We start from the raw sequence: 21,525 nt of genomic DNA on the forward strand, positions 1-21,525 counted from the left end.
GCAATGCAGCGCCGCGTCAGTCTCCCCCTAACGGGGTCAGGTTCACTTCCCACGCGGATGCGACGCACACACCGACCCATCACGCCTGCCTTGACCGATGGGCCACCGGCGCCGCCCGGGCCAAGCTGCCGCCATGGCCCGACACCCCCGCATCGACCTCCCCGGCATCCCGCAGCACGTCGTGCAGCGCGGCAACAACCGCCTGCCCTGCTTCCTGGACGACGAGGACCGCGCCCGCTATCGCCAACTGTTGCGCGAAGCCCTGCTGGCCAGTGACTGCCGGCTGCACGCCTACGTGCTGATGGACAACCACGTGCACCTGCTGGTGACGCCGCCTCGGGCCGGTGCCGTCGGCCAGCTGATGCAGCGCCTGGGCCGCCAGTACGTGGGCCAGTTCAACGCCCGCCACGGCCGCACCGGCACGCTGTGGGAAGGCCGCTACAAGGCCTGCCTGGTCGATACCACCGACTACCTGCTGCGCTGCGCCCGCTACATCGACCTCAACCCGGTCCGCGCCCGCATGACCGACGACCCCACCGCGTTCGCCTGGTCCAGCTGCGCCGGCCTGTGCGGCCTGCGCGACGACCCGCTGCTGGCGCCGCATCCCGTGCAACGCGCCCTGGGCGCGGACGGCTATCGGGCGCTGCTGGCCGAAGCCCTGAGCGAAGAAGACCTCGCCGCCCTCCGCCTCTTCCTGCAACAGCAACGCGCCTACGGCCGCGACGCCTTTCGCGCGATGGTCGAAGCCAAGACCCGACGCTTCGCCGGCGTGCGCCCCGCGCATCGGCCGGCCAAAGCCAGATCAATCATTGAAACGGGATAAGTGAACCTGAAAACTCATATCGCCGCCTCCTGGCGATGGCGGTACGTTCGTGGTTCCTACACAACGAGCGTGCGCCACGCACCAGGAGACGACGATGGCACTGTATGCCGCTTGCGATCTGCATTCCAACAACAGCGTGCTGGCTGTGGTGGATGAGGCTGGCGCGCTGCGATACCGGCAACGCCTGCCCAACGACCTGTCCGTGCTCGATGCCGCGCTGACGCCTTTCCGCAAGGAATTGGCAGGCGTGGCGGTGGAGTCCACCTACAACGCCTACTGGCTAATCGATGGCCTGCAGGCGGCGGGCTACCCGATGCGGATGGTCAACACGCTGGCGGTGCCCCAATACGCCGGCCTCAAGCACGGCGACGATGAGTCCGATGCACGCCACTTGGCAGAACTGATGCGGTTGGGGCTGCTGCCGACATCGTACATCTACCCACCCGAGCAACGCCCGCTGCGCGACCTGCTGCGACGCCGGATGCTGCTGATGCAGCAGTCGGTGCGTCTGCTGCAATCGGTGCAAGGCTATTGGGCGCGCGCCACCGGCCAGCGGCTATCGGCCAACGGGTTCCGGCAGCTGACCCGTCAGCAACTGAGCGACACCTTCCCGGAGCCGACCGAGTTGTTTGCCGTGGTCAGTCTGATCCAGATGTGGCGCGCCCTGCAGGAGAAAATGGCGGCGATGGAGACCTGGTTGGCCGAGGATACGCGGCGGCGACGCGAGCTGATCGCACTGCGGACGGTGCCGGGCATCGGCAAGGTGCTGGGCCTGACGATCCTTCTGGAGAGCGGCGAGATCACCCGCTTCGACGCCGTCGGCCAGTACACCTCGTATTGTCGGCTGGTGCCTGCGCTGCGCTTCTCCAACGGCAAGAAGAAAGGCACGGGCAACCGCAAGTGCGGTAATCGTTACCTGGCCTGGGCCTGGATGGAGGCGGCCAACTTCGCAATCCGCTTCGAGCCAGGCATCCAGCGCTGGTATCAGCGCAATGCAGCCCGCAAGCCGCGTCTGGTCGCGCTCAAGGCCGTGGCGCACAAGCTGGCGCGCGCCGGCTATTACCTGCTGCGCGACGGCGGCGCGTTCGACGTCCATCGCGCCTTTGCCTGACCCTGCACGGCCGCATCCTGGAACAGGGGTCTGGCACAACCATCCACTCTGAAGAGGAGCGGCCGTGCAGCCATCTTCCACCGCCCGTCGTCCGAGCCAAGCAAGGGTGGTCTTCAAGACCACGACTCTGAGGCGAACATGCCTGTGGACGGCACGACGGCAGACCGAGCGAGTGTTGGGCGCAGACTGCGTGGGCTGCGAAAGCGGCTAGATCCCGAAGGGTGACGGAGGCGGTGGCCCGCCTCGCATCAGAAACACTGCGGAAGCCGGTGGACAGGTCGAGGCGATGCCTTCAGCCCGGATGCGGGAGATCTTTCCTCGTGCCTATTGACCACGGCGGCGAAATGGTGACCCCGTTTTGGTTCATCGCAATGGGGGAGACTCGCGTGGTGCGGATCGAGTCCCTCGCCGAGAGGATCTGGTTCAACTACACCAGACCCAAAGTCTCGGGGGTGGAGAGCGATGAGCAGAGGCCACGCAAAGAGCAGAGGCCACGCAAAGGAGGACGGCGACCTGCGCTCGATGGCCTTACCACGAGCCAGCGCAAACTGATCCGGGGTGCGATGAGTGCCATCGCAAAAATAGGGTGGTCGATCATCGAATCGTCGAACGGCAAGTTCAGCGTGACCCGTCCAACGTTCGGAGCGAAACCCGAAACCCATGGCACATCATTGGCTGAGAGGACGGCTTCCGACGAGGATTTGAATACCAAAGAGCAGTTGGACGACATCACGCAGGATGCCAACCAGTTGCCCTTGCCAGAGGCAGCCGAGAGGCATGATGTCAGCCAGCAGACCCTATCCCCGTGTCGAGAGCGAGACGAGCAGTTGAGGGTCATACTCATGGAGCAGCTGCGCAACTTGAAGCAGGAAAATGCACGGCTGAGGGAGCTGCTGGTCGCGCAAAGCCTAAAGATCCAGGAAATTCAAGAGATCATTGCGGGAAAGCGGTGAGCGCGCCGTTCGGTTTCTCTGGTTCCGCGCGGCATGTATACAGGCCCACGAACGCTGATCTAGGGAAGGTCTGAACAATCCGCCGAACCCTCGTGATTTCGCGGCTCGCAGGCCGAAATCGCGTCAATCCGGGGCTGTCTGAATTTTTGTGTGTGAGGCGGTTTTCTGAATCTGCCTTCGTGCCGCTCAGCGCGGCGCGAGGGTGAAGCGGTCGCCGTACAGTATCGCGAACTGGTTCATCGCGGACTTCCACTCCTTGCTCGCCCGCTTCCAGTCGGCGGTGATGTTGCGCAGGGCCAGCCAGATCAGTTTGGTCGCGGCCTCGTCGCTCGGGAAATGCCCGCGGCTCTTGATGATCTTGCGCAGCCGCGAATGGACGCTCTCGATGGCGTTGGTGGTGTAGATGATCCGCCGCACCTCGGGGGGGGAACGCGAAGAACGGGATCACCCGGCTCCACGCTCGCCGCCAGGCCGCGACGACGGTCGGGAAGCGCTGCCCCCAAGGGCCTTGCTCGAACGCGTCCAGTTCGGCTTCTGCGGCTTCCGCGCTGGGCGCGGTGTAGATCGGCTTGATCGCCGCGGCCAGCGCCTTGCGGTCCTTCCAGCTGGCAAAGTCGAGGCTGTTGCGGATCAGGTGCACGATGCAGGTCTGCAGCGTCGTGGCCGGGAACACCGCTTCCAGCGCTTCGGGCAGGCCCTTCAGCCCATCGGCCACGCCGATCAGGATGTCCTGCGTGCCGCGGGTCTTCAGGTCGTTGAAGACCTTCATCCAGAACTTCGCGCCTTCGGTGTTCTCGATCCACAGCCCGAGGATGTCGCGGGTGCCGTCCGGCAGCACGCCCAAGGCCAAGTACACCGCCTTGTTGCGCACCACGCCGTCCTCGCGGATCTTCACTCGTAGCGCGTCGAAGAACACCACCGGGTACATCGGCTCCAGCGGCCGGGTCTGCCATGCGCCCACCTCGGCCATCACCTCGTCGGTGACCGCGCTGATGAACTCTGGCGACACGTCGACGGCATACATCTCGGCCAGATGCCCTTGGATCTCGCGCACCGACATGCCGCGGGCGTACATCGAGATGATCCGGTCATCAAAGCCGGCGAAGCGGCGCTCGTGCTTCGGGATCAGCTGCGGCGCGAAGCTGCCGGCACGATCACGGGGCACGTCGATCCGGAGCGGCCCCTCGTCGGTCAGCACGGTCTTGCCGCTGCGGCCGTTGCGGTGGTTGCCGCGACCGCCCTCGGGGCTGGCCAGGTGCACGCCCAGCTCGGCGCCCAGGGCGCGCTCGATCACGGCCTTCTTCAGCTTCTGAAACACGGCCTCGACGCCGGCAGCGTCCACCGGGCCGGGGATCAGCTTCTCAAGCAGTTCGTCGGGAAGAATGGCGTCCGGCTTCGCGACTGGGGGGGTTTCTTGCGTGGCATGGGGGCTCCTGAACATCGTCATGGTAGGCCCCTCACACAAAAATCCTGACACCCTCGTCAATCCGGTCGCAATCCCACGTTTTGCCGCGCCGCCAGACGGGTTTCCCCGTCCAGCGGACGCACCTTGGTCTCAAGATTCAAGCGCAACACCCGGCTGAGAATTTCTCCATCTCTTCGGTCATCGCCTCGTCCGGGGTTCGCCAGCCGAGCGTCTTCCTCGGCCTGCCGTTGAGCAGGCGGGCGATGTCGTTGAGCATCGTCTGGCTGACCAGCGACAGATCGTAGCCCTTCGGCAGGAACTGCCGCAGCAGGCCATTGGTGTTTTCATTGCTGCCGCGCTGCCATGGCGCATGCGGATCGCAGAACCAGATGTCGAGGTTCAGGCGCCGGCTCAACTCCTTGAAGCACGCCATCTCGCTGCCGCGGTCGTAGGTCAGGCTTTCGCGCAGGAACGCCGGCAGCTTCTTCATCTGGCGGACGAAGCCCTCCAGCGCATCGGCCCCATGATTCCCTCGGCGATCTGACGCCCGCCGAGGTCCGCCAGCAGTACGAGGAAAGTTCTACTTTCGCGTTGTGTGCTTGACGGGGAAGCTTACGGTAGCGACAAGTAGCTGGGGCTGCAGGTCGGATAAGGGTCGTGAACCGACCGCGCAAAATAAGGGCTAGGCCGCAAAGCCTAACCATTTGTTTTTACTGGAACTCGAGTCCTCACCGTGTTACCACCGGGGGATTTTGAGTCCGCCCTGCCTCACATATTCCGCCTGTACTCCCCACCCACCTCATACAACGCATGGCTGATCTGCCCCAGCGAATGCGTCTTCACCGCTTCCATCAGCGATTCAAACACATTCCGCCGCTCGCGGGCGGTGGCCTGTAGCGCACGCAAGCCCTCGGCCGCATAGCCGTTGCGGTTGCCCTGATACCCCGCCACGTTCGCGATCTGCTGCCCCTTCTCCTCTTCCGTGGAGCGGATCAGCTCGATCTCGGTGACGATGTCGCCGCCGTGTTCCTTCGGCAGGAAGGTGTTGACGCCCACCAGCGGCAGGCTGCCGTCGTGCTTCTTGTGCTCGTAGTACAGGCTTTCTTCCTGGATCTTGCCGCGCTGGTACATGGTGTCCATGGCGCCCAGCACGCCGCCGCGCTCGCTGATGGCCTCGAACTCCTTGTAGACGGCCTCTTCCACGAGGTCGGTGAGCTTGTCCACGATGAAGCTGCCCTGCCACGGGTTCTCGCAGAAGTTCAGCCCCAGCTCCTTGTTGATGATCATCTGGATGGCCACCGCGCGGCGCACGGACTCTTCCGTCGGCGTGGTGATGGCTTCGTCGTAGGCGTTGGTGTGCAGGCTGTTGCAGTTGTCGAACAGCGCGTACAGGGCCTGCAGCGTGGTGCGGATGTCGTTGAACTGGATTTCCTGCGCGTGCAGGCTGCGGCCGCTGGTCTGGATGTGGTACTTCATCATCTGGCTGCGCGGGCTGGCGCCGTAGCGCTCGCGCATGGCGCGGGCCCAGATGCGGCGGGCCACGCGGCCGATGACGGTGTACTCCGGGTCCATGCCGTTGCTGAAGAAGAAGCTCAGGTTGGGCGCGAAGTCGTCGATCTTCATCCCGCGCGCCAGGTAGTACTCCACGATGGTGAAGCCGTTGGACAGGGTGAAGGCCAGCTGGCTGATCGGGTTCGCCCCGGCTTCGGCGATGTGGTAGCCGGAGATGGACACCGAGTAGAAGTTGCGGACGGCGTGGTCCACGAAGTACTGCTGGATGTCGCCCATCATGCGCAGGGCGAATTCGGTGCTGAAGATGCAGGTGTTCTGCGCCTGGTCTTCCTTCAGGATGTCGGCCTGCACGGTGCCGCGCACGGTGCGCAGGGTCTCGGCCTTGATGCGGGCGTAGGTCTCGGCGTCCACCAGTTGGTCGCCGGTGACGCCCAGCAGGGCCAGCCCCAGGCCATCGTTGCCTTCCGGCAGCGGGCCTTCGTAGCGCGGGCGGGGCTTGCCTTCGAACAGGGCGTCGATCTTTTGTTGCGCCTCGGCCCAGCGCGCCGGGTCGGCACGCAGGTACTTCTCCACCTGCTGGTCGATGGCGGTGTTCATGAACATCGCCAGGATGATCGGCGCCGGGCCGTTGATGGTCATCGACACGCTGGTGGTGGGCGCGCACAGGTCGAAGCCGGAGTAGAGCTTCTTCATGTCGTCCAGCGTGGGCACGTTGACGCCGGAGTTGCCGATCTTGCCGTAGATGTCCGGGCGCGGCGCCGGGTCCTCGCCGTACAGGGTGACACTGTCGAAGGCGGTGGACAGGCGCGCGGCCGGCTGGCCCAGGCTGAGGTAGTGGAAGCGGCGGTTGGTGCGCTCGGGCGTGCCCTCGCCCGCGAACATGCGGATGGGGTCCTCGCCGCTGCGGCGGTACGGGTACACGCCACCGGTGTAGGGGTAGTACCCGGGCAGGTTTTCCTTCTGCAGGAAGGTGAGCAGTTCACCCCAGGCCTTGTAGGTGGGCGCGGCGATCTTGGGGATCTGCTGGTGGCTGAGCGACTCGCGGTAGTTCTCCACCCGGATGGTCTTGTCGCGTACCTGGTACTCGTTCACCGGCGTGGTGATCGATTTCAGGCGCGCCGGCCAGTCGCGCAGCAGCTTCAGCGCCTCGGCATCCAGCGACTGGAGGGCGTCGTTGTAGCGCTGGCGCAGGGTCTTCAGGCTGCGGTCGTCGCCTTCGGTGAGGGCTTCGGCCGGGTACAGGTCCAGCGCCTTCGGCAGCGCGGGATCGCCCAGCTCCTTCAGCGCGTCCCACAGCGACTGCGCGCGGTCGGCGATCTCCGCCTGCGATTCGATGCGGGCGTTGATCTGGCGGCCCTGCTCGGCGATTTCCGCCAGGTAGCGCACGCGGTTGCCGGGGATGAGGACGGTGGCGCGGGGTTCCTTGAGCGTAGTGTCGATGTGCGGCGTCCACTTGCCCACGTCCAGCGCCAGCTTCTCGCGCAGCAGGCGGCACAGGTTGGCGAACATCCAGTTCAGGCCGGGATCGTTGAACTGGCTGGCGATGGTGGGATAGACCGGGACGTCCTCGTCCTTCAGGTCGAACTTCACGCGGTTGCGCTTCCACTGCTTGCGCACGTCGCGCAGGGCGTCCTCGGCGCCGCGCTTGTCGAACTTGTTGAGCACGACGAGCTCGGCGTAGTCCAGCATGTCGATCTTCTCGAGCTGGCTGGGCGCGCCGAAGTCGGAAGTCATCACGTACATCGGGAAATCGACCAGATCCACGATCTCCGAATCGCTCTGGCCGATGCCGGCGGTCTCCACGATCACCAGGTCGTAGCCCAGCGACTTCAGGAAGGCGATGCAGTCCTTCAGCACCACGTTGGTGGCGGCGTGCTGGCGGCGGGTGGCCATCGAACGCATGAACACGCGCGGGCTGCGCAAGCTGTTCATGCGGATGCGGTCGCCCAGCAGCGCGCCGCCGGTGCGGCGGCGGGTGGGATCGACGCTGATCACCGCGATGCGCATCTGCGGGAACTGCGCGAGGAACCGGTTCAGCAGCTCGTCGGTCACCGACGACTTGCCGGCGCCGCCGGTCCCGGTGATGCCCACCACCGGGGTCTTGTGGCCGGCCAGCTGCCATTCCTTTCGCAGGCGCACCAGCTCGGCCTCGGGCACCGCCGACTCCTCGATCGCCGAGAGCATGCGGCCGATGTCGATCTCGTCTTCGAATGCGACCTGATGCGGCATTTCGGCCGGCAGGCGCGCGGCACCGGCGCGCTTGACCACGTCCTCGATCATCGCCACCAACCCCATGTGCATGCCGTCGTTGGGGTGGTAGATGCGCTCGACGCCGTAGGTTTGCAGCTCGCGGATTTCCTCCGGAGTGATGGTGCCGCCGCCGCCGGCGAACACGCGGATGTGCGCGGCGTTGCGCGCCTTCAGCATGTCCACCATGTACTTCAGGTACTCGACGTGCCCGCCCTGGTAGGACGACAGCGCGATGGCGTCGGCGTCTTCCTGCAGGGCCGCGCGCACCACGTCCTCCACGCTGCGGTTGTGGCCGAGGTGGATGACCTCCGCGCCCTGCGCCTGGATCAGCCGGCGCATGATGTTGATGGCGGCATCATGTCCGTCGAACAGGCTGGCGGCGGTGACGAAGCGCAGCGGCGTGGCGTCAGGCTGCTGTGCAGGAATCTGGGTGGCGGGGGTGCTCATGGGGGGCATCCACGGATCGATGAATGGCAATCCCCGGATTGTAGCGCGCAGGGTTAGGATGGGCCGTCTTCCCCACCCGCCTCCTGCCATGCGCCTGCGCACGTTGCTGCTGCCGTTTCCCCTGCTCGCCATCCTCGCCACCGGCGCCTGCCAACACGCAGCCACTGCCAACGCCAGCGCGCCGCGCGTGCTGCTGCTGGGCGAGGTGCACGACAGCGCCGCCGGCCACGCCGCACGCGCCGCGCTGCTGCGCAAGGAGCTGAAAGCGGGCTGGCGCCCGGCGATCGCGATGGAGCAGTTCGACACCACCCAGCAGCCCGCGCTGGATGCGGCGATGCACGACTGCAAGGATGCCGGCTGCGTGATCGCGCGCGCGGCACCGGCCAAGGCCGGCTGGACCTGGGCCTACTACGAACCGGTGATCGCGCTGGCGCTGCAATACAGGCTGCCGCTGTATGCCGCCAACCTGTCACGCGACGACGCGTCGAAGGTGGTGAAGGGCGGCTTCGCTGCGGCGCTGTCGAATGAGCTCATCGCCCGCTACCGGCTGGACGCCCTGCCCGCGCAGGTGCTGGCCGCGCAGGAGGAGGAAGTGCGCGACAGCCACTGCGGCGCACTGCCCGAGGCGCTGGTGGCGCCGATGGCGAAAGCGCAGATCGCGCGCGACGTGGTGATGGCCGAGACCCTGCGTGCGCATGCGGCCAACGGCGTGGTGCTGATCGCCGGCAACGGCCACGTGCGCCGCGACATCGCAGTACCGTACTGGCTGCACCAGCAGGGACTGCCCGCGCGCGCGGTGGGCTTCCTGGAGCCGACCTCCGACGCCGCTGCGTTCGACGCGGTGGAGCGGATCCCGACGACCGCGCGGCCCGATCCCTGCGCCGGGTTCAAGGCCCCCTCCAGCGCCGGCTGAATGGGCGGGCACCGCGCCATACCGGCGCGTATGTCGGCCCGCGCCGGGCGAATGGCTTAAAATGCGCGGCTGCGGCGGGCGGCTTGCCCCTGCCGCAGCCCAACATTTTCCGTTTCCTCCCAACTGCCAGCGGTTCCGCCCCGTGCGGCGCCGGCCGGAGCTTTGCCATGATCTTCGAGACGCTCGACACCTACGGCCATGAACAGGTCGTGTTCTGCCACAACAAGGACGCCGGCCTGAAGGCGATCATCGCCATCCATAACACGGTGCTGGGCCCGGCGCTGGGCGGCACCCGCATGTGGCCCTACAAGAGCGAGCAGGAAGCCCTCAACGACGTGCTGCGGCTGTCGCGCGGCATGACCTACAAGAACGCCGTGGCCGGCCTGAACATCGGCGGCGGCAAGGCGGTGATCATCGGCAATCCGGCCACCGACAAGTCCGAGGCGCTGTTCCGCGCGTTCGGGCAGTTCGTGGAGTCGCTGGGCGGCCGCTACATCACCGCCGAGGACGTCGGCATCGATGTCAACGACATGGAATACGTCTACCGTGAGACCGAGTACGTGACCGGCGTGCACCAGGTGCACGGCGGCTCCGGCGACCCCTCGCCGTTCACCGCCTACGGCACCCTGCAGGGCCTGATGGCGACCCTCAACAGGAAGTTCGGCAACGAGGACGTGGGCAAATACGTGTACGCCGTGCAGGGCCTGGGCCACGTCGGCATGGAATACGTGAAGCTGCTGAAGGAGCGCGGCGCCAAGATCTTCGTCACCGACATCAACCAGGCGCTGGTGGACAAGGCCGTGTCCGAATACGGCGCCGAGGCGGTGGGGCTGGACGAGATCTACGACGTGCCGGCCGACGTGTACTCGCCGTGCGCGCTCGGCGGCACCGTCAACGAGCAGACCCTGCCGCGCCTGAAGTGCAAGGTGATCTGCGGTGCGGCCAACAACCAGCTGGCCAGCAACGAGATCGGCGACGAGGTGGTCAAGCGCGGCATCCTGTACGCACCGGACTACGCGGTGAACGCCGGCGGCGTGATGAACGTGGCGCTGGAACTCGACGGCTACAACCGCGAGCGCGCCATGCGCATGATGCGCACGATCTACCACAATCTGGCGCGTATCTACGAGATCGCCGACCGCGACGGCATCCCCACCTACAAGGCCGCCGACCGCCTGGCCGAGGAGCGCATCGAGAAGATCGGCAGGCTGAAGCTGCCGCTGGGCCGTGGCCGCACCCGCTTCCAGGGGCGCGTGCGCTCCTGATGCCGCCCGGGCCTTCCCTCGCGGGGTGAAGGCCCGGGCGCGGATGGCGCGCCCGCGCGCGCCGTCCGCATCCCGCGTCTCCTGATCGACCACCGTCCCCACCCGCCTTCTCCCCTTGCCGGGGAGGGCCCGATCCAGCAAGGCCCACACTCCATGCGCCCATTCCCCCTCGGCGACGACATCGACGCCCTGCGCGAAGCGGTCCGCCGCTTCGCCGATACCGAAATCGCCCCGCGCGCCGCGCAGGTGGACGCGGACAACTGGTTCCCGCAGGACCTGTGGCCGAAGCTGGGAGAAATGGGGCTGCTGGGGTTGACCATCCCTGCCGAGTTCGGCGGTAGCGGCATGGGCTACCTCGCCCACCTGGTGGCGATGGAAGAGATCAGCCGCGCCTCCGGCTCGATCGGCCTCAGCTACGGCGCGCATTCCAACCTCTGCGTCTCCAATCTGTACGCCAATGGCAACGCCGCGCAGCGCGCCAGGTACCTGCCCAAGCTGTGCAGCGGCGAATGGAAGGGCGCGCTGGCGATGAGCGAGCCCGGCGCCGGCTCCGACGTGGTCGGCTCGATGGCCTGCCGCGCCGAGCTCAAGGGCGACGTGTGGGTGGCCAACGGCAACAAGATGTGGATCACCAACGGCCCCGAGGCCGACGTGCTGATCGTGTACATGCGCACCGCCAGCCGCGAACTGGGCAGCAAGTGCATGACCGCCTTCATCGTCGAAAAAGACATGCCGGGCTTTTCCACCGCGCAGAAACTGGACAAGCTGGGCATGCGCGGCAGCAATACCTGCGAGCTGGTGTTCGAGGACTGCGAGATCCCGCAGGAGAACGTGCTGGGCGAGGTCAACAACGGCGTCAAGGTGCTGATGAGCGGGCTGAACACCGAGCGCCTGGTGTTGACCGGCGGCCCGATCGGCCTGATGCAGGCGGCGCTGGACATCGCCCTGCCCTATGTGCGCGAGCGCCGCCAGTTCGGCCAGCCGATCGGCACCTTCGAGCTGATGCAGGCCAAGATCGCCGACATGTACACCGCGCTGCAGTCCAGCCGCGCCTTCGCCTACCAGGTGGCGCGTGACTACGACGCCGGCCACAAGAGCCGGATCGACGCCGCGTCCTGCCTGCTGCATGCCAGCGAAGCGGCGGTGCAGGTGGCGCTGGAGGCCATCCAGTCGCTGGGCGGGAACGGCTACATCAACGAATATCCGACCGGCCGCATCCTGCGCGACGCCAAGCTGTATGCCATCGGCGCCGGCACCAACGAGATCCGCCGGATGCTGATCGGCCGCGAGCTGTTCGCCGGCAACCACTGACGGCCCAGACGGCCACGGAAGTGCCCTGCGAAGCCCGCCCCTCCGGCGGGCTTCGTGCTTCCTGCGCCCACCCGGCCAATGTCCCGGCCACCCCCGGCGGGTGATCGGATCATGACCAAGGTTTCATCCACGGTGCATGCGCGATTCACCGGCGCGGGCAGAAACTGGGCACGTGGAACCGCTGCCGGCATGGCCCGGCCCCACATCCCCAACAAACCTCGATGGAGAACGCCATGAAGACCCGTCTTGCCCCGATTACCCGCACCCTGCTGCTGGGCACCCTGGCCCTGGCCAGTGCCTCTGCCCTGGCCGCCCGACCCGCGCCCCAGCAGGCCACGCAGAAGAAGGCCAATGCCGAGCAGACCGTCGCCCGCCAGGCCGAAACCGCCGCCGCCGCCAATGCCGTGGCCGCCGACCTCAACGCCGCCGCTGCCGGCAACGACATGGCCGCCGCCGCGCGCGAAGCCAACCGCGCGGTGAAGGACGCACGCCTGGCCAAGCATGCCAAGAACGCGCATGTCCGCCACGCCGACCGCCGCAAGGAAGCGGCCAACGCTGTGGCCGCCGACCTCAACGCTGTCGCTGCCGGCAACGACATGGCCGCCGCCGCGCGCGAAGCCGACCGCGCCGCCGGCGACATGCAGTTGGCGGCGGAGGCCAAGCAGGGCTACGTGCAGACCGCGCAGACCACGTTCACTACGCCCGACGGCCAGCAGGTGACGGTGCGCTCCATCATCCCGATCGCAGGCAAGAACTGAGCGCAGAAACGGCAGCCCGCATGCCGGGATGCGAAGCATCCCGGCATGCGCCTCGCTCAGAAACGATAACCCGCCTGCAGCTGGGCCATGCCGGCCTGGCGCAGGCCATCGTCACGCTGCCCCAGATCGAAGCGCAGCAGGCCGTGGCGGCCGAATTGTGCACCCAGCCCGAGCCCGAACAGGCGCGCCTGCGGCGCCAGCGTCATGCCCTGCAGCGGCGCCCACTGCGCAAGGCCGGTGAAACTGGCATCGAACCCCGTCCCGGCGCTCGCCAGCGTGCGCCGCCACTCCATCCGCGCGTCCAGCGTCCACTGCACGTCGCCGCTGCGCCAGCCGCGCTCGGCGCGCAGCCCGGCGCCGGCCTGCCAGCGGCGACTGTCCCAGGCCCGCGCCTGCAGGCCGAAGCCGGTGGCACTGGCTTCCGCGAACCCGTCGTTGGCCACCTGCACGTAATCGATGGTCAGGTACGGACGCAACACCAGTGGCCCGGCCTGCAGCCGGCGGGCCAGTTCGAACGCCAGCCCGAAGTAGTCGCCGGACAGGCGGCTGCCGACGTGATCCTGCGCTCCGCCCAGCAGCAGGCTGCGCTGCATCTGGCGCTGGAAGCTGCCGCTGGCCAGCTGCGCCCGCGCCTGCCACGGCCCGCGCCAGGCCGCTGCGTACAGCTGCACCTCGCGCTGCACGCCGGCGCTGCGGTCGCCCAGTGCGCCCAGCCAGCTGGTCTGCTGCTGGCGATCGATCGCCAGCCCCAGCAGCGCCGACTCGCCTAGCCGCCAGTCATGGCCGACCAGCGTGCCACGGGTGTCCAGCGCCACCGTGTCGAACCCGGCCTGCGCCAGCTGGCCACCACCGGCGAGATCACGATACCAGCCGCCGCTGCGGGCCGGGGCCAGCGCCAGTGCGTCCAGCCGCTGCCCGAGCGCGCGCCGGCCGGCGTCGATGCCCTCCAGGGTCAGCGCCAGCGAGGCGCCGTGCAGCTGGCCGGACAGGCTGCGCAGCGACAGCGAGGCCTGCTCGGCGCTGGCCGTCTGCTGGAACGCCCCTGCCGCGTCGATGAAGGCCGCGCCAATGCCGCCGGGCGCGCTCCCGCCGAGTTGCGCATCGATCGCCTGCATCGCGGACTCCACCCGCACCGCGCTGGCCAGGCTCACCCCGTCCAGCCCCAGCGCCGCCACCGCCTTGCTGACGTCGATCCGGTTGATGCTCAGAAACACATGACTGGGGTCGTAGCCGAGGCTGGCGTCGAGAAACACGTTCGGCGCCGCCTTCAGGCTGGCGAAGGTGCCGCTGATGCCGCCGTTCGCGGTCAGCAGGGTTTCCTTGGCGCTGGTGGTGTAGCCGGTCTTCACGCCGAGGACGGACAGCGTGCCGGCCAGGCTGGCGCTGCCTCCTACCTGCAGCGGGCTGCCCAGCCACACTCCGAGATTGCCGCTGGCCGACTGCTGGAAGTTGCCGGCGATGGTGGCCGGATTGCTGGCACCGACCAGGAACCGGCCGCTGTTGGCGACGTTGCCGCCGAACGCCCCGCTGGCCCACACGGTGGCGCCATCGGCCACCGCGAGATTGCCGCGCAGCCCCTTGCGCACGTCCAGCCCGCCGGCATCGACGCGGGTGTCGCCGCTGAACTTGCCCGCCTCAGCCAGCGTGAGGATGCCGCTGCCACCCTTGATCAGCCCGCCGCTGCCGACGATCTCGTTGCGCCAGACCGAATTGCCGGAGAACGCCACGCTGAAATCGCCCCAGGCGAAGTTGCTGGGCCCCATCGCCGCGCGGGTCACATCCAGCAGGCCCCAGCCGAACACCGGGTCCACCCCGGGCGCGCCGAGGTCCTTGGCCCCGCCCAGGATCAGCTGCCGCACCTGGTCGTTGTTGAGATAGGGAAACGCCGACCACACCACCGCGGCCGCACCGGCCACCTGGGGCGCAGCGAATGAGGTGCCGCCGCCCTGGTACAGCGCGTAGCTGGCATCCCCCACCTTGGCCTGCGGGTCGATGAACACCACATTGCCCGGCGCCACCAGGCAATAGTTCATGGCACTGCCGCACTGCTGCGAATACGAGGTGAGCTGGGTCGGGTTGCCGGGGTCGAGCGCGCCCACCGTCAGCCAGCCCTTTTCCAGCTGCGCATCGTTGGCCAGGGTGGGCAGGCGGGCATTGTCGGACGGTTCGCCGGCATAGCGCGGATCGCCACCGCTGTTGCCATTGGCGAACACGATGATGCCGCCACGGTTGACCACGAAATCGCGCCAGGCGTTGGCCAGCTCGGTGGTCAGCGCCGGGTCGTTCCAGTACAGCCCGCCCCAGGAGTTGTTGATGATCTTCGCGCCGGCATTCGCCAGTTCGGTATTGATGGCCTGGAAGAAATCGCCGTAGCCCTGGCCGGCGTGGATCTCGTTGCCGGCGCCCGACCCGTCATCCGGCGGCGGAGAATCGCTGATGATGCGCGAGGACACGATGTTCGCGCTCTGCGCCACCCCGCCACCCCAGTTGCCGATGCCCTTGCCGGCAGCCATCTCCGCGACCACCGTGCCGTGCCCGACCACGTCGTCCACGCTGGTGTCGTTGGTGTTCGGATCGACGTGGATGAAGCTGGCCGTCACCCGCCCGGTAAGGGCCGGGTTCTGCCGGTTCACCCCGGTATCGACCAGCCCGATGGTGATGCCCTGCCCCTTCAACCCAGCGCCCAGGGCGCCGGCGGCATTCGTCAGCACCAGATGCTGGCTGTACTGCGGCAGGCTGGCCGGCCCGGCCAGGGTGGGAATGGCCGGTGGGTTCACCACCAGGCTGCTGTCGATGGCGACGGTCGGGTGAAGCCGATGCCGCCAGGCGTGGTCGGCGGCGACGGCGGTGGCGAGGACCGCACCCCGCTGCCACCACCGCCGCAGGCGGCCAGCAGCAGCGCGATCGCGCAAGGCAGGAGCGCCACGGCGGGGCGGCGCGCAGGAAAGGTCTGGATGATCGTCATTTGCAAGCTCCCCGGAAGCCGGCACCCCCATTGGCACCGCACATCCAATGGCGGATGTTTTAATCCGGGCACCCCGGCGCGCGCAACGCCACGACACCATGTGGCAATGCAGCATGCAAGCGCGATTCGCGCCATAATCGGGCTTTCCCGGCCCCCACGGCCGCACGCCTACCGGAGTTTGCCATGCGCGACGTCGTCATCGTCGGTGCCAAGCGCACCGCCATCGGTTCCTTCCTCGGCCAGTTCACCGGCACCCCCACCCCGGCGCTGGGCAGCGCCGCCATCGCCGCCGCGCTCGCGCAGGCCGGCCTGCCGGCGGGCAAGGTGGACGAGGTGATCATGGGCTGCGTGCTGCCGGCCGGCCTCGGCCAGGCCCCGGCGCGCCAGGCCTCGCGCCTGGCCGGCATCCCGGATGCGGCCGGCTGCACCACCATCAACAAGGTCTGCGGCTCCGGCATGAAGGCGATGATGCTGGCGCACGACATCATCCAGGCCGGCTCCGCGCAGGCGGTGGTCGCCGGCGGCATGGAGTCGATGACCAACGCCCCGCACCTGCTCAACGGCGCGCGCACCGGCATCCGCTACGGCAGCGCCGAATTCCTCGATCACATGGCCTACGACGGCCTGACCAACCCCTACGATGGCAAGGCGATGGGCGTGTTCGGCGACATGGCCTGCGGCAAGTACGGCTACGACCGCGCGACCATCGACGCCTACTCCGCGGAAAGCGCGCGCCGGGCGCAGGCGGCCCAGGCCAGCGGCGCGTTCGACGCCGAGATCGCGCCGGTGACGGTCAAGACCCGCAAGGGCGAGGTGGTGGTGACCAAGGACGAGGAGCCGGGCAAGATCGACCCGGCCAAGATTCCCGACCTGCGCCCGGCGTTCGGCAAGGACGGCGTGCTGACCGCCGCCTCGTCCTCCAAGATCTCCGATGGCGCGGCCGCGCTGGTGGTGATGTCCGCCGAGGCCGCGACCGCCGCCGGCGCCAGGCCGCTGGCCCGCATCGTCGCCCATGCCACCCATTCGCAGGCGCCGGAATGGTTCACCACCGCCCCGGTGGCCGCGCTCAAGAACGTGCTGGACAAGGCCGGCTGGAGCGTGGCCGACGTGGATCTGTTCGAAGTGAACGAGGCGTTTGCCTGCGTGGCGATGGCACCGATGACCGACCTCGGCATCCCGCACGAAAAGCTCAACGTCAACGGCGGCGCGCTGGCGCTGGGCCACCCGATCGGCGCCTCCGGTGCGCGTCTGCTGGTGACCCTGCTGCACGCCCTGCAGGCCCGCGGCGGCAAGCGCGGCGTCGCCTCGCTGTGCATCGGCGGCGGCGAGGCCACCGCCGTGGCGATCGAACTGGCGTGACCGGCGCCGCGCGAAGAACGGCTGAACGGGAAATTTTCGGTCAACCGCTTGACACGCGACACCAGCACGTCATCATGGTAGGGCACGCGCTTGTTGCGTTGCCCAATTTCAGACGAGGAACCCGCATCATGTCGATCAACAAGATCCTGCTGGCGATGGCACTGGGCCTGGCCCTGACTGCCTGCAGCAAGTCCGAGCCCGCCGCCGATGCCGCTGCCGCCGGCAACGAGGCCCCGGCCGCCGAGCAGGCTGCTGCCGACAGCGCCACCGCCCAGGCGGCCGACGCCACTGCCGAAGCCCCGGCCACCGACGCGGCTGCCCCGGCGGCGGAAGCGGCCCCGGCCGACGCTGCCGCTGCCCCGGCGGACGCCCAGAAGGCGGCCGACGAGGCGGAGAAGGCCGCGACCTCGGCGGAAGCTAAGAAGTAATCCGGCGGCGGAGCGATTTGCCGGCGTATTGCTGCTAGAATCCGGAAAGGCCGTCGGTGTTCCGACGGCTTTTTCGTGCCCCGGGCGACCGGGAAAGACGTAAGTCAGTGAACGACCCACCGGTGCAAGCCGGTACGCTAAGCGCACTGGCGTTGCCTGAAGTTCCACCCTTACCTGTTCCATCAGTCAACCCTCTGGAGATTTCCATGAACAACAAGCTTTTCGTGCTCCTCGCCGCTGGCGTCCTGGCCCTGTCGGCCTGCAAGAAGGAAGAGGCTGCTCCGGCCGCCGACGCCGCTGCCCCGGCCGCTGAGGCCCCCGCCGCTCCGGCCGCCGACGCCGCTGCCGCTCCGGCCGCCGACGCCGCTGCCCCGGCTGCTGAGGCCCCGGCCGCCCCGGCCGCCGACGCCGCTGCTCCGGCCGCTGCTCCGGCCGACGCCGCTGCCGCTCCGGCCGCCGACGCCGCTGCCGCTCCGGCCGCCGAGGGCGAGAAGAAGTAATCTTCTTCTGGCAAGCGTTCGACGCGAGCAGGGCCCGCTTCGGCGGGCCCTGTTTTTTGCGCACGCAGGACAACAACACGAAACGGCGGCGCGGGCGCGAAAAAAACCCCGCGCGAGGCGGGGTTCGGAATGCGGCGATGGGCTTGGATCAGGCCGGCTTGACGCCTGCCGCCTGCGCGCCTTTCGGGCCCTGCTGGACTTCGTAACTGACGCGCTGGCCTTCCTGCAGGCTACGGAAGCCCTTGGCGTCGATCGCGGAGAAATGCACGAATACGTCGGCGCTGCCGTCCTCGGGGGCGATGAAGCCAAAGCCCTTGGCGTCGTTGAACCACTTCACGGTGCCGTACTGCATGATGCGAAGACCTCTTGCGGATGCGGGTGGTGATGGAACCGGATGGTGGGGGGCGCACCGCCTTGCGGCGGCACCGCGCGAGTATGCCCGAACCGACTGCCCGCGCAAGCCGCGCACACGCCGCGGCATCGCCCTCACTTCGCCAGCAACGAACGCAGCAGCGGCGGCACCCCGGCCATCGCCGCCGCCACGTTGTCCAGCACGTCCTGCAAGGTGATCACCTCGTCCACGTCCGGCCCGGCACCGGCGGCCCAGTTGGCGACGATCGCCAGGCACGCATAGTCCAGCCCCAGCTCGCGCGCCAGCCCGGCCTCCGGCATCCCGGTCATGCCGACCAGGTCGCAGCCGTCGCGGCGCATCCGCGCGACCTCGGCGCGCGTCTCCAGGCGCGGGCCCTGGGTCGCTCCATAGCAGCCGCCATCGACTACGCTCACCCCGGCACGTGCGGCAGCGCGCAGCACCGCCTGTCGCAGCGCAAGGGTGTAGGGATCGCCGAAATCCACGTGCAGCACCTCGCTGCCCGGCTCCTCGCAGAAGGTGGAAATGCGACCCCAGGTGTAGTCGATGAGCTGGTCCGGACAGGCCAGCACGCGCGGCCCGTAGCCTTCGGTGATGCCGCCGACGGTGTTCAGCGCCAGCACCCGCTGCGCGCCCAGCGCCTTCAGCGCGGCGAGGTTGGCGCGGTAGTTGATGCGGTGCGGCGGCAGCGAGTGGCCTTCGCCATGCCGGGCCAGGAAGGCCACCCGCCGGCCGGCATACTGCCCCACCCGCACCGGGCCCGACGGCGCGCCGTAAGGCGTCACCGGCTGGTGGGTCTCGACGTCGGCCAGTTCGCCCAGCGCATACACGCCGGTACCGCCGATCACGGCGAGGTCGATGGTCATTGCACTTGCTCCTCCCGTTCACCTCACATGCGCGGCGTGCGTACGCCGGCAGGGCTTTGACGGACTTTCGGCGACAGGGATGTCGCCGAAAAGCCTACATGGACGTATCCACGGCGTGTCCGGCAAAGTCCTGCCGGCGCACGCATGACGCATCAGTCTCCCAGCGCATAGATCGCCGGCAGGTTGCGCCCCTGTTCGTGGAAGTCCATGCCGTAGCCGAACACGTAGGCATCGGGCACCCGCACACCCACGTGGTCGGCGGCGATGCCCTCCACGCAGCGGCCGTGCACCTTCTCGGCCAGCACCGCCACCCGCACCTCGATCGCGCCCTGGTCCTCGCACCAGTGCTTGACCGCCAGCAGGGTGTGGCCCTCGTCGAGGATGTCGTCCGCCAGCAGCACCTTGCGCCCCCGCATCGGGGTCGCCGGACGGTGCAGCCAGGCCAGGCCCGAGCCGCTGGTCTGGCCGCGGTAGCGGGTCGCGTGCAGGTAATCGAACTCGAGGTCGAGGCCGCGCTCGCCGAGCGCGAACGCCAGCTGCGCCGCGAACGGCAGCCCGCCGTTCATCACCGTGAGGTACAACGGCACCTCGCCATCGGCGTAGGCGGCGCGGATCTCGCCGGCCATGCGCACGATCTCGGCCTCCAGCGCCGCGCGATCGAACAGCCGATGGGCGGAGGCCAGCGCCTCGGCCAGGGTTGGAACCGTCATGCCACATCTCCCGAATGCACCGCGCCCGACAGGACGCCCGTCTCCAATGCCGGTGTCTGCAGTGCGCGCAGGCGCGCCTGCGCCTCGTCGCGACGCGCCTGCGCCAGCAAGCCATCCCAACCCAGCGCACCGCGCCCGATCAGCGCCGTCAGCGCCAGGGTATTGCTGCGCCGCCCCTCCAGCGCGGCCAGCGCCGCCTCGGCCTGCTGCGGCTGGCACACCAGCACCACATCGCAGCCGGCATCCAGATGGGCGTGGATGCGCGCCGGCAGGTCGCCCACGGCATCCGCGGCAGCCATGCCGAGGTCGTCGGAGAACACCACCCCGCGGAAGCCCAGCTCGCCGCGCAGCACGCCGTTGATCCAGCGCGGCGCGCATCCGGCCGGCTGCGGCGCAACCTGCGGATACACCACGTGCGCCATCATCACCGCATCCGCGCCGGCCGCGATCCCGGCGGCGAACGGCACCAGGTCGTGCGCGCGGAGTTCCTCCAGCGAGCGCGGGTCGATGGCCGCATCGAAGTGGGTGTCCTCCTGCACCGAGCCGTGCCCGGGGAAATGCTTGAGAGTGGCCGCCATCCCGGCTTCGTGCATGCCGGCCACATAGCTGCGCGCGAATGCCGCCACCACCGCCGGATCGGCGGCGAACGCGCGGTCGCCGATCGCGCGGTTGCCGCGCGCCAGATCCACGACCGGGGCGAAGCTGAGGTCGATCCCGCTGGCGCGCAGTTCGCTGGCCATCAGCCAGGCATGCTCGCGCGCCAGCGCCAGCGCGGCATCGGGATCGCGCCGGTACAGCGCCTCGAACCCATGCAGGGCCGGCAGCGCGCTGTAGCCCTCGCGGAAGCGCTGCACCCGCCCGCCTTCCTGGTCCACGCACACCAGCAGCGGCCGCGGCGCGGCCTCGCGGATCGCCTGCGCCAGCTCCGTCACCTGCGCGCGCGAGGCAAAATTGCGGGAAAACAAGGTCACCCCGGCACAGGCCGCGTGCGCCAGCAGGTCGCGCTCGCGCGCGGTGAGCGCGTGCCCGGCGAGGCCGATCAAGAGCATGTCGCCGTCTCCTGCAAGTCCAGTGCGCGCCGCTCGTCCTCGCGCCATTGCGAATACGGGCGCGCGGCCAGCGCCAGATTGTAGTAGCGCTGCGCATGGGTCGCCTCGACGCCGGCCCAGTCCGGTTTGGCCAGCGGCGCATCCACCGCCTCCAGCTCGACCTCCGCCACCACCAGCCCGGCGTTCGCGCCGAGGAATTCGTCCACCTCCCACAGCCGCCCGGCGTGCTCGACATAGTGGCGATTCTTTTCGACCAGGCCGCCGACACACAGCGCCAGCAGCGCGCGCGCATCCTCGACCGGGATCGGGTAGTCGAACTCCTGCCGGCGCGGGCCGGCCTCGCGCGACTTGATGTTGAGGAAGGCCGCATCGCCCTCGATGCGCACCCGCACCGAGGCCTGCATCGCGCCCGATTCCACCTGCGCCAGGTCGTTGAGGTAGCCCTGCGCCATCGGCACCACCCTGTGCGCGGCGGCGCGCCAGGCGTCGCTGCACGGCAGGAACTTGCGTTCGATCTCGATGCCCACGGC

At 68.5% G+C, this 21,525-nt stretch carries 17 protein-coding genes and 2 pseudogenes; 10 read left to right on the forward strand and 9 right to left on the reverse strand.

From position 1 onward, the window contains the following. Positions 1 to 133: 133 nt before the first annotated feature. The 3 genes from LJB71_RS09655 to LJB71_RS09665 all read left to right on the forward strand — a co-directional run bounded on the left by LJB71_RS09655 (position 134) and on the right by LJB71_RS09665 (position 2,887). Positions 134 to 823 (forward strand): transposase, encoded by a 690-nt coding sequence (locus LJB71_RS09655; RefSeq protein WP_259304020.1) that lies wholly within the window; start codon positions 134 to 136, stop codon positions 821 to 823. Positions 824 to 917: 94 nt separating this feature from the next. Then, positions 918 to 1,934, forward strand: a complete 1,017-nt coding sequence (locus tag LJB71_RS09660; RefSeq protein WP_259304021.1) for an IS110 family transposase — start codon at positions 918 to 920, stop codon at positions 1,932 to 1,934. 320 nt (positions 1,935 to 2,254) lie between these two features. Further along, entirely contained in the window at positions 2,255 to 2,887 is a 633-nt protein-coding gene (locus LJB71_RS09665; protein WP_259304022.1) for a hypothetical protein, read from the forward strand. Positions 2,888 to 3,073: 186 nt separating this feature from the next. On the opposite strand, the pseudogene LJB71_RS09670 reads toward LJB71_RS09665, so the two are convergent. The 3 genes and pseudogenes from LJB71_RS09670 to LJB71_RS09680 form a co-directional block, all read right to left on the reverse strand. After that, positions 3,074 to 4,328 (reverse strand): annotated as a pseudogene (locus LJB71_RS09670) (IS256 family transposase). A gap of 121 nt (positions 4,329 to 4,449) precedes the next feature. Further along, positions 4,450 to 4,809: pseudogene (locus LJB71_RS09675) on the reverse strand (IS30 family transposase); the annotation flags it as partial. Positions 4,810 to 5,060: 251 nt separating this feature from the next. Then, positions 5,061 to 8,501 carry a methylmalonyl-CoA mutase family protein gene (locus tag LJB71_RS09680; protein WP_259304023.1) on the reverse strand — a complete coding sequence of 1,147 codons (3,441 nt, stop codon included), beginning with the start codon at positions 8,499 to 8,501 and terminating at the stop codon, positions 5,061 to 5,063. Between the two features lie 88 nt (positions 8,502 to 8,589). Here LJB71_RS09680 and LJB71_RS09685 point away from each other — a divergent pair, with 88 nt between their 5' ends. The 4 genes from LJB71_RS09685 to LJB71_RS09700 all read left to right on the forward strand — a co-directional run bounded on the left by LJB71_RS09685 (position 8,590) and on the right by LJB71_RS09700 (position 12,748). Then, positions 8,590 to 9,414: a ChaN family lipoprotein gene (locus LJB71_RS09685; RefSeq protein ID WP_259304024.1), complete on the forward strand. Its 825-nt coding sequence runs from the start codon at positions 8,590 to 8,592 to the stop codon at positions 9,412 to 9,414. A gap of 167 nt (positions 9,415 to 9,581) precedes the next feature. Then, positions 9,582 to 10,679 (forward strand): Glu/Leu/Phe/Val dehydrogenase dimerization domain-containing protein, encoded by a 1,098-nt coding sequence (locus tag LJB71_RS09690; RefSeq protein WP_259304025.1) that lies wholly within the window; start codon positions 9,582 to 9,584, stop codon positions 10,677 to 10,679. 153 nt (positions 10,680 to 10,832) lie between these two features. Next, complete coding sequence (locus tag LJB71_RS09695; protein WP_259304026.1) at positions 10,833 to 11,990, forward strand: isovaleryl-CoA dehydrogenase; 1,158 nt, start codon at positions 10,833 to 10,835, stop codon at positions 11,988 to 11,990. A 233-nt stretch (positions 11,991 to 12,223) separates the two neighbouring features. Further along, entirely contained in the window at positions 12,224 to 12,748 is a 525-nt protein-coding gene (locus tag LJB71_RS09700; protein WP_259304027.1) for a hypothetical protein, read from the forward strand. Between the two features lie 56 nt (positions 12,749 to 12,804). Here LJB71_RS09700 and LJB71_RS09705 read toward each other — a convergent pair whose 3' ends face one another. Then, positions 12,805 to 15,660 carry an autotransporter serine protease gene (locus tag LJB71_RS09705; RefSeq protein ID WP_259304028.1) on the reverse strand — a complete coding sequence of 952 codons (2,856 nt, stop codon included), beginning with the start codon at positions 15,658 to 15,660 and terminating at the stop codon, positions 12,805 to 12,807. A 236-nt stretch (positions 15,661 to 15,896) separates the two neighbouring features. Here LJB71_RS09705 and LJB71_RS09710 point away from each other — a divergent pair, with 236 nt between their 5' ends. The 3 genes from LJB71_RS09710 to LJB71_RS09720 all read left to right on the forward strand — a co-directional run bounded on the left by LJB71_RS09710 (position 15,897) and on the right by LJB71_RS09720 (position 18,000). Further along, complete coding sequence (locus LJB71_RS09710) at positions 15,897 to 17,072, forward strand: acetyl-CoA C-acyltransferase (protein ID WP_259304029.1); 1,176 nt, start codon at positions 15,897 to 15,899, stop codon at positions 17,070 to 17,072. A gap of 128 nt (positions 17,073 to 17,200) precedes the next feature. Further along, positions 17,201 to 17,500, forward strand: a complete 300-nt coding sequence (locus tag LJB71_RS09715) for a hypothetical protein (protein ID WP_259304030.1) — start codon at positions 17,201 to 17,203, stop codon at positions 17,498 to 17,500. A gap of 206 nt (positions 17,501 to 17,706) precedes the next feature. Beyond that, entirely contained in the window at positions 17,707 to 18,000 is a 294-nt protein-coding gene (locus LJB71_RS09720; protein ID WP_259304031.1) for a hypothetical protein, read from the forward strand. A 148-nt stretch (positions 18,001 to 18,148) separates the two neighbouring features. Here LJB71_RS09720 and LJB71_RS09725 read toward each other — a convergent pair whose 3' ends face one another. From LJB71_RS09725 to LJB71_RS09745, 5 genes are all read right to left on the reverse strand, one after another. Beyond that, positions 18,149 to 18,352 (reverse strand): cold-shock protein, encoded by a 204-nt coding sequence (locus tag LJB71_RS09725; protein WP_114958977.1) that lies wholly within the window; start codon positions 18,350 to 18,352, stop codon positions 18,149 to 18,151. A gap of 134 nt (positions 18,353 to 18,486) precedes the next feature. Continuing rightward, positions 18,487 to 19,236, reverse strand: coding sequence for an S-methyl-5'-thioinosine phosphorylase (locus tag LJB71_RS09730; protein ID WP_259304032.1), 750 nt, complete (start codon positions 19,234 to 19,236; stop codon positions 18,487 to 18,489). Positions 19,237 to 19,388: 152 nt separating this feature from the next. Further along, the gene (locus tag LJB71_RS09735) at positions 19,389 to 19,946 is read right to left on the reverse strand and encodes a hypoxanthine-guanine phosphoribosyltransferase (protein ID WP_259304033.1); all 558 of its coding nucleotides are present in this window, start codon (positions 19,944 to 19,946) and stop codon (positions 19,389 to 19,391) included. Further along, positions 19,943 to 20,995, reverse strand: coding sequence for a beta-N-acetylhexosaminidase (gene nagZ / locus LJB71_RS09740; protein WP_259304034.1), 1,053 nt, complete (start codon positions 20,993 to 20,995; stop codon positions 19,943 to 19,945). The genes LJB71_RS09735 and nagZ overlap by 4 nt, the downstream gene beginning before the upstream one ends. After that, a complete protein-coding gene (locus LJB71_RS09745) occupies positions 20,986 to 21,522 on the reverse strand; it encodes a CYTH domain-containing protein (protein ID WP_259304035.1) in 537 nt (178 codons plus the stop codon). Before LJB71_RS09745 ends, nagZ begins: the two co-directional genes overlap by 10 nt. Positions 21,523 to 21,525 lie beyond the last annotated feature (3 nt).

Source organism: Thermomonas sp. S9, assembly GCF_024704365.1.
Taxonomy (GTDB): domain Bacteria; phylum Pseudomonadota; class Gammaproteobacteria; order Xanthomonadales; family Xanthomonadaceae; genus Thermomonas.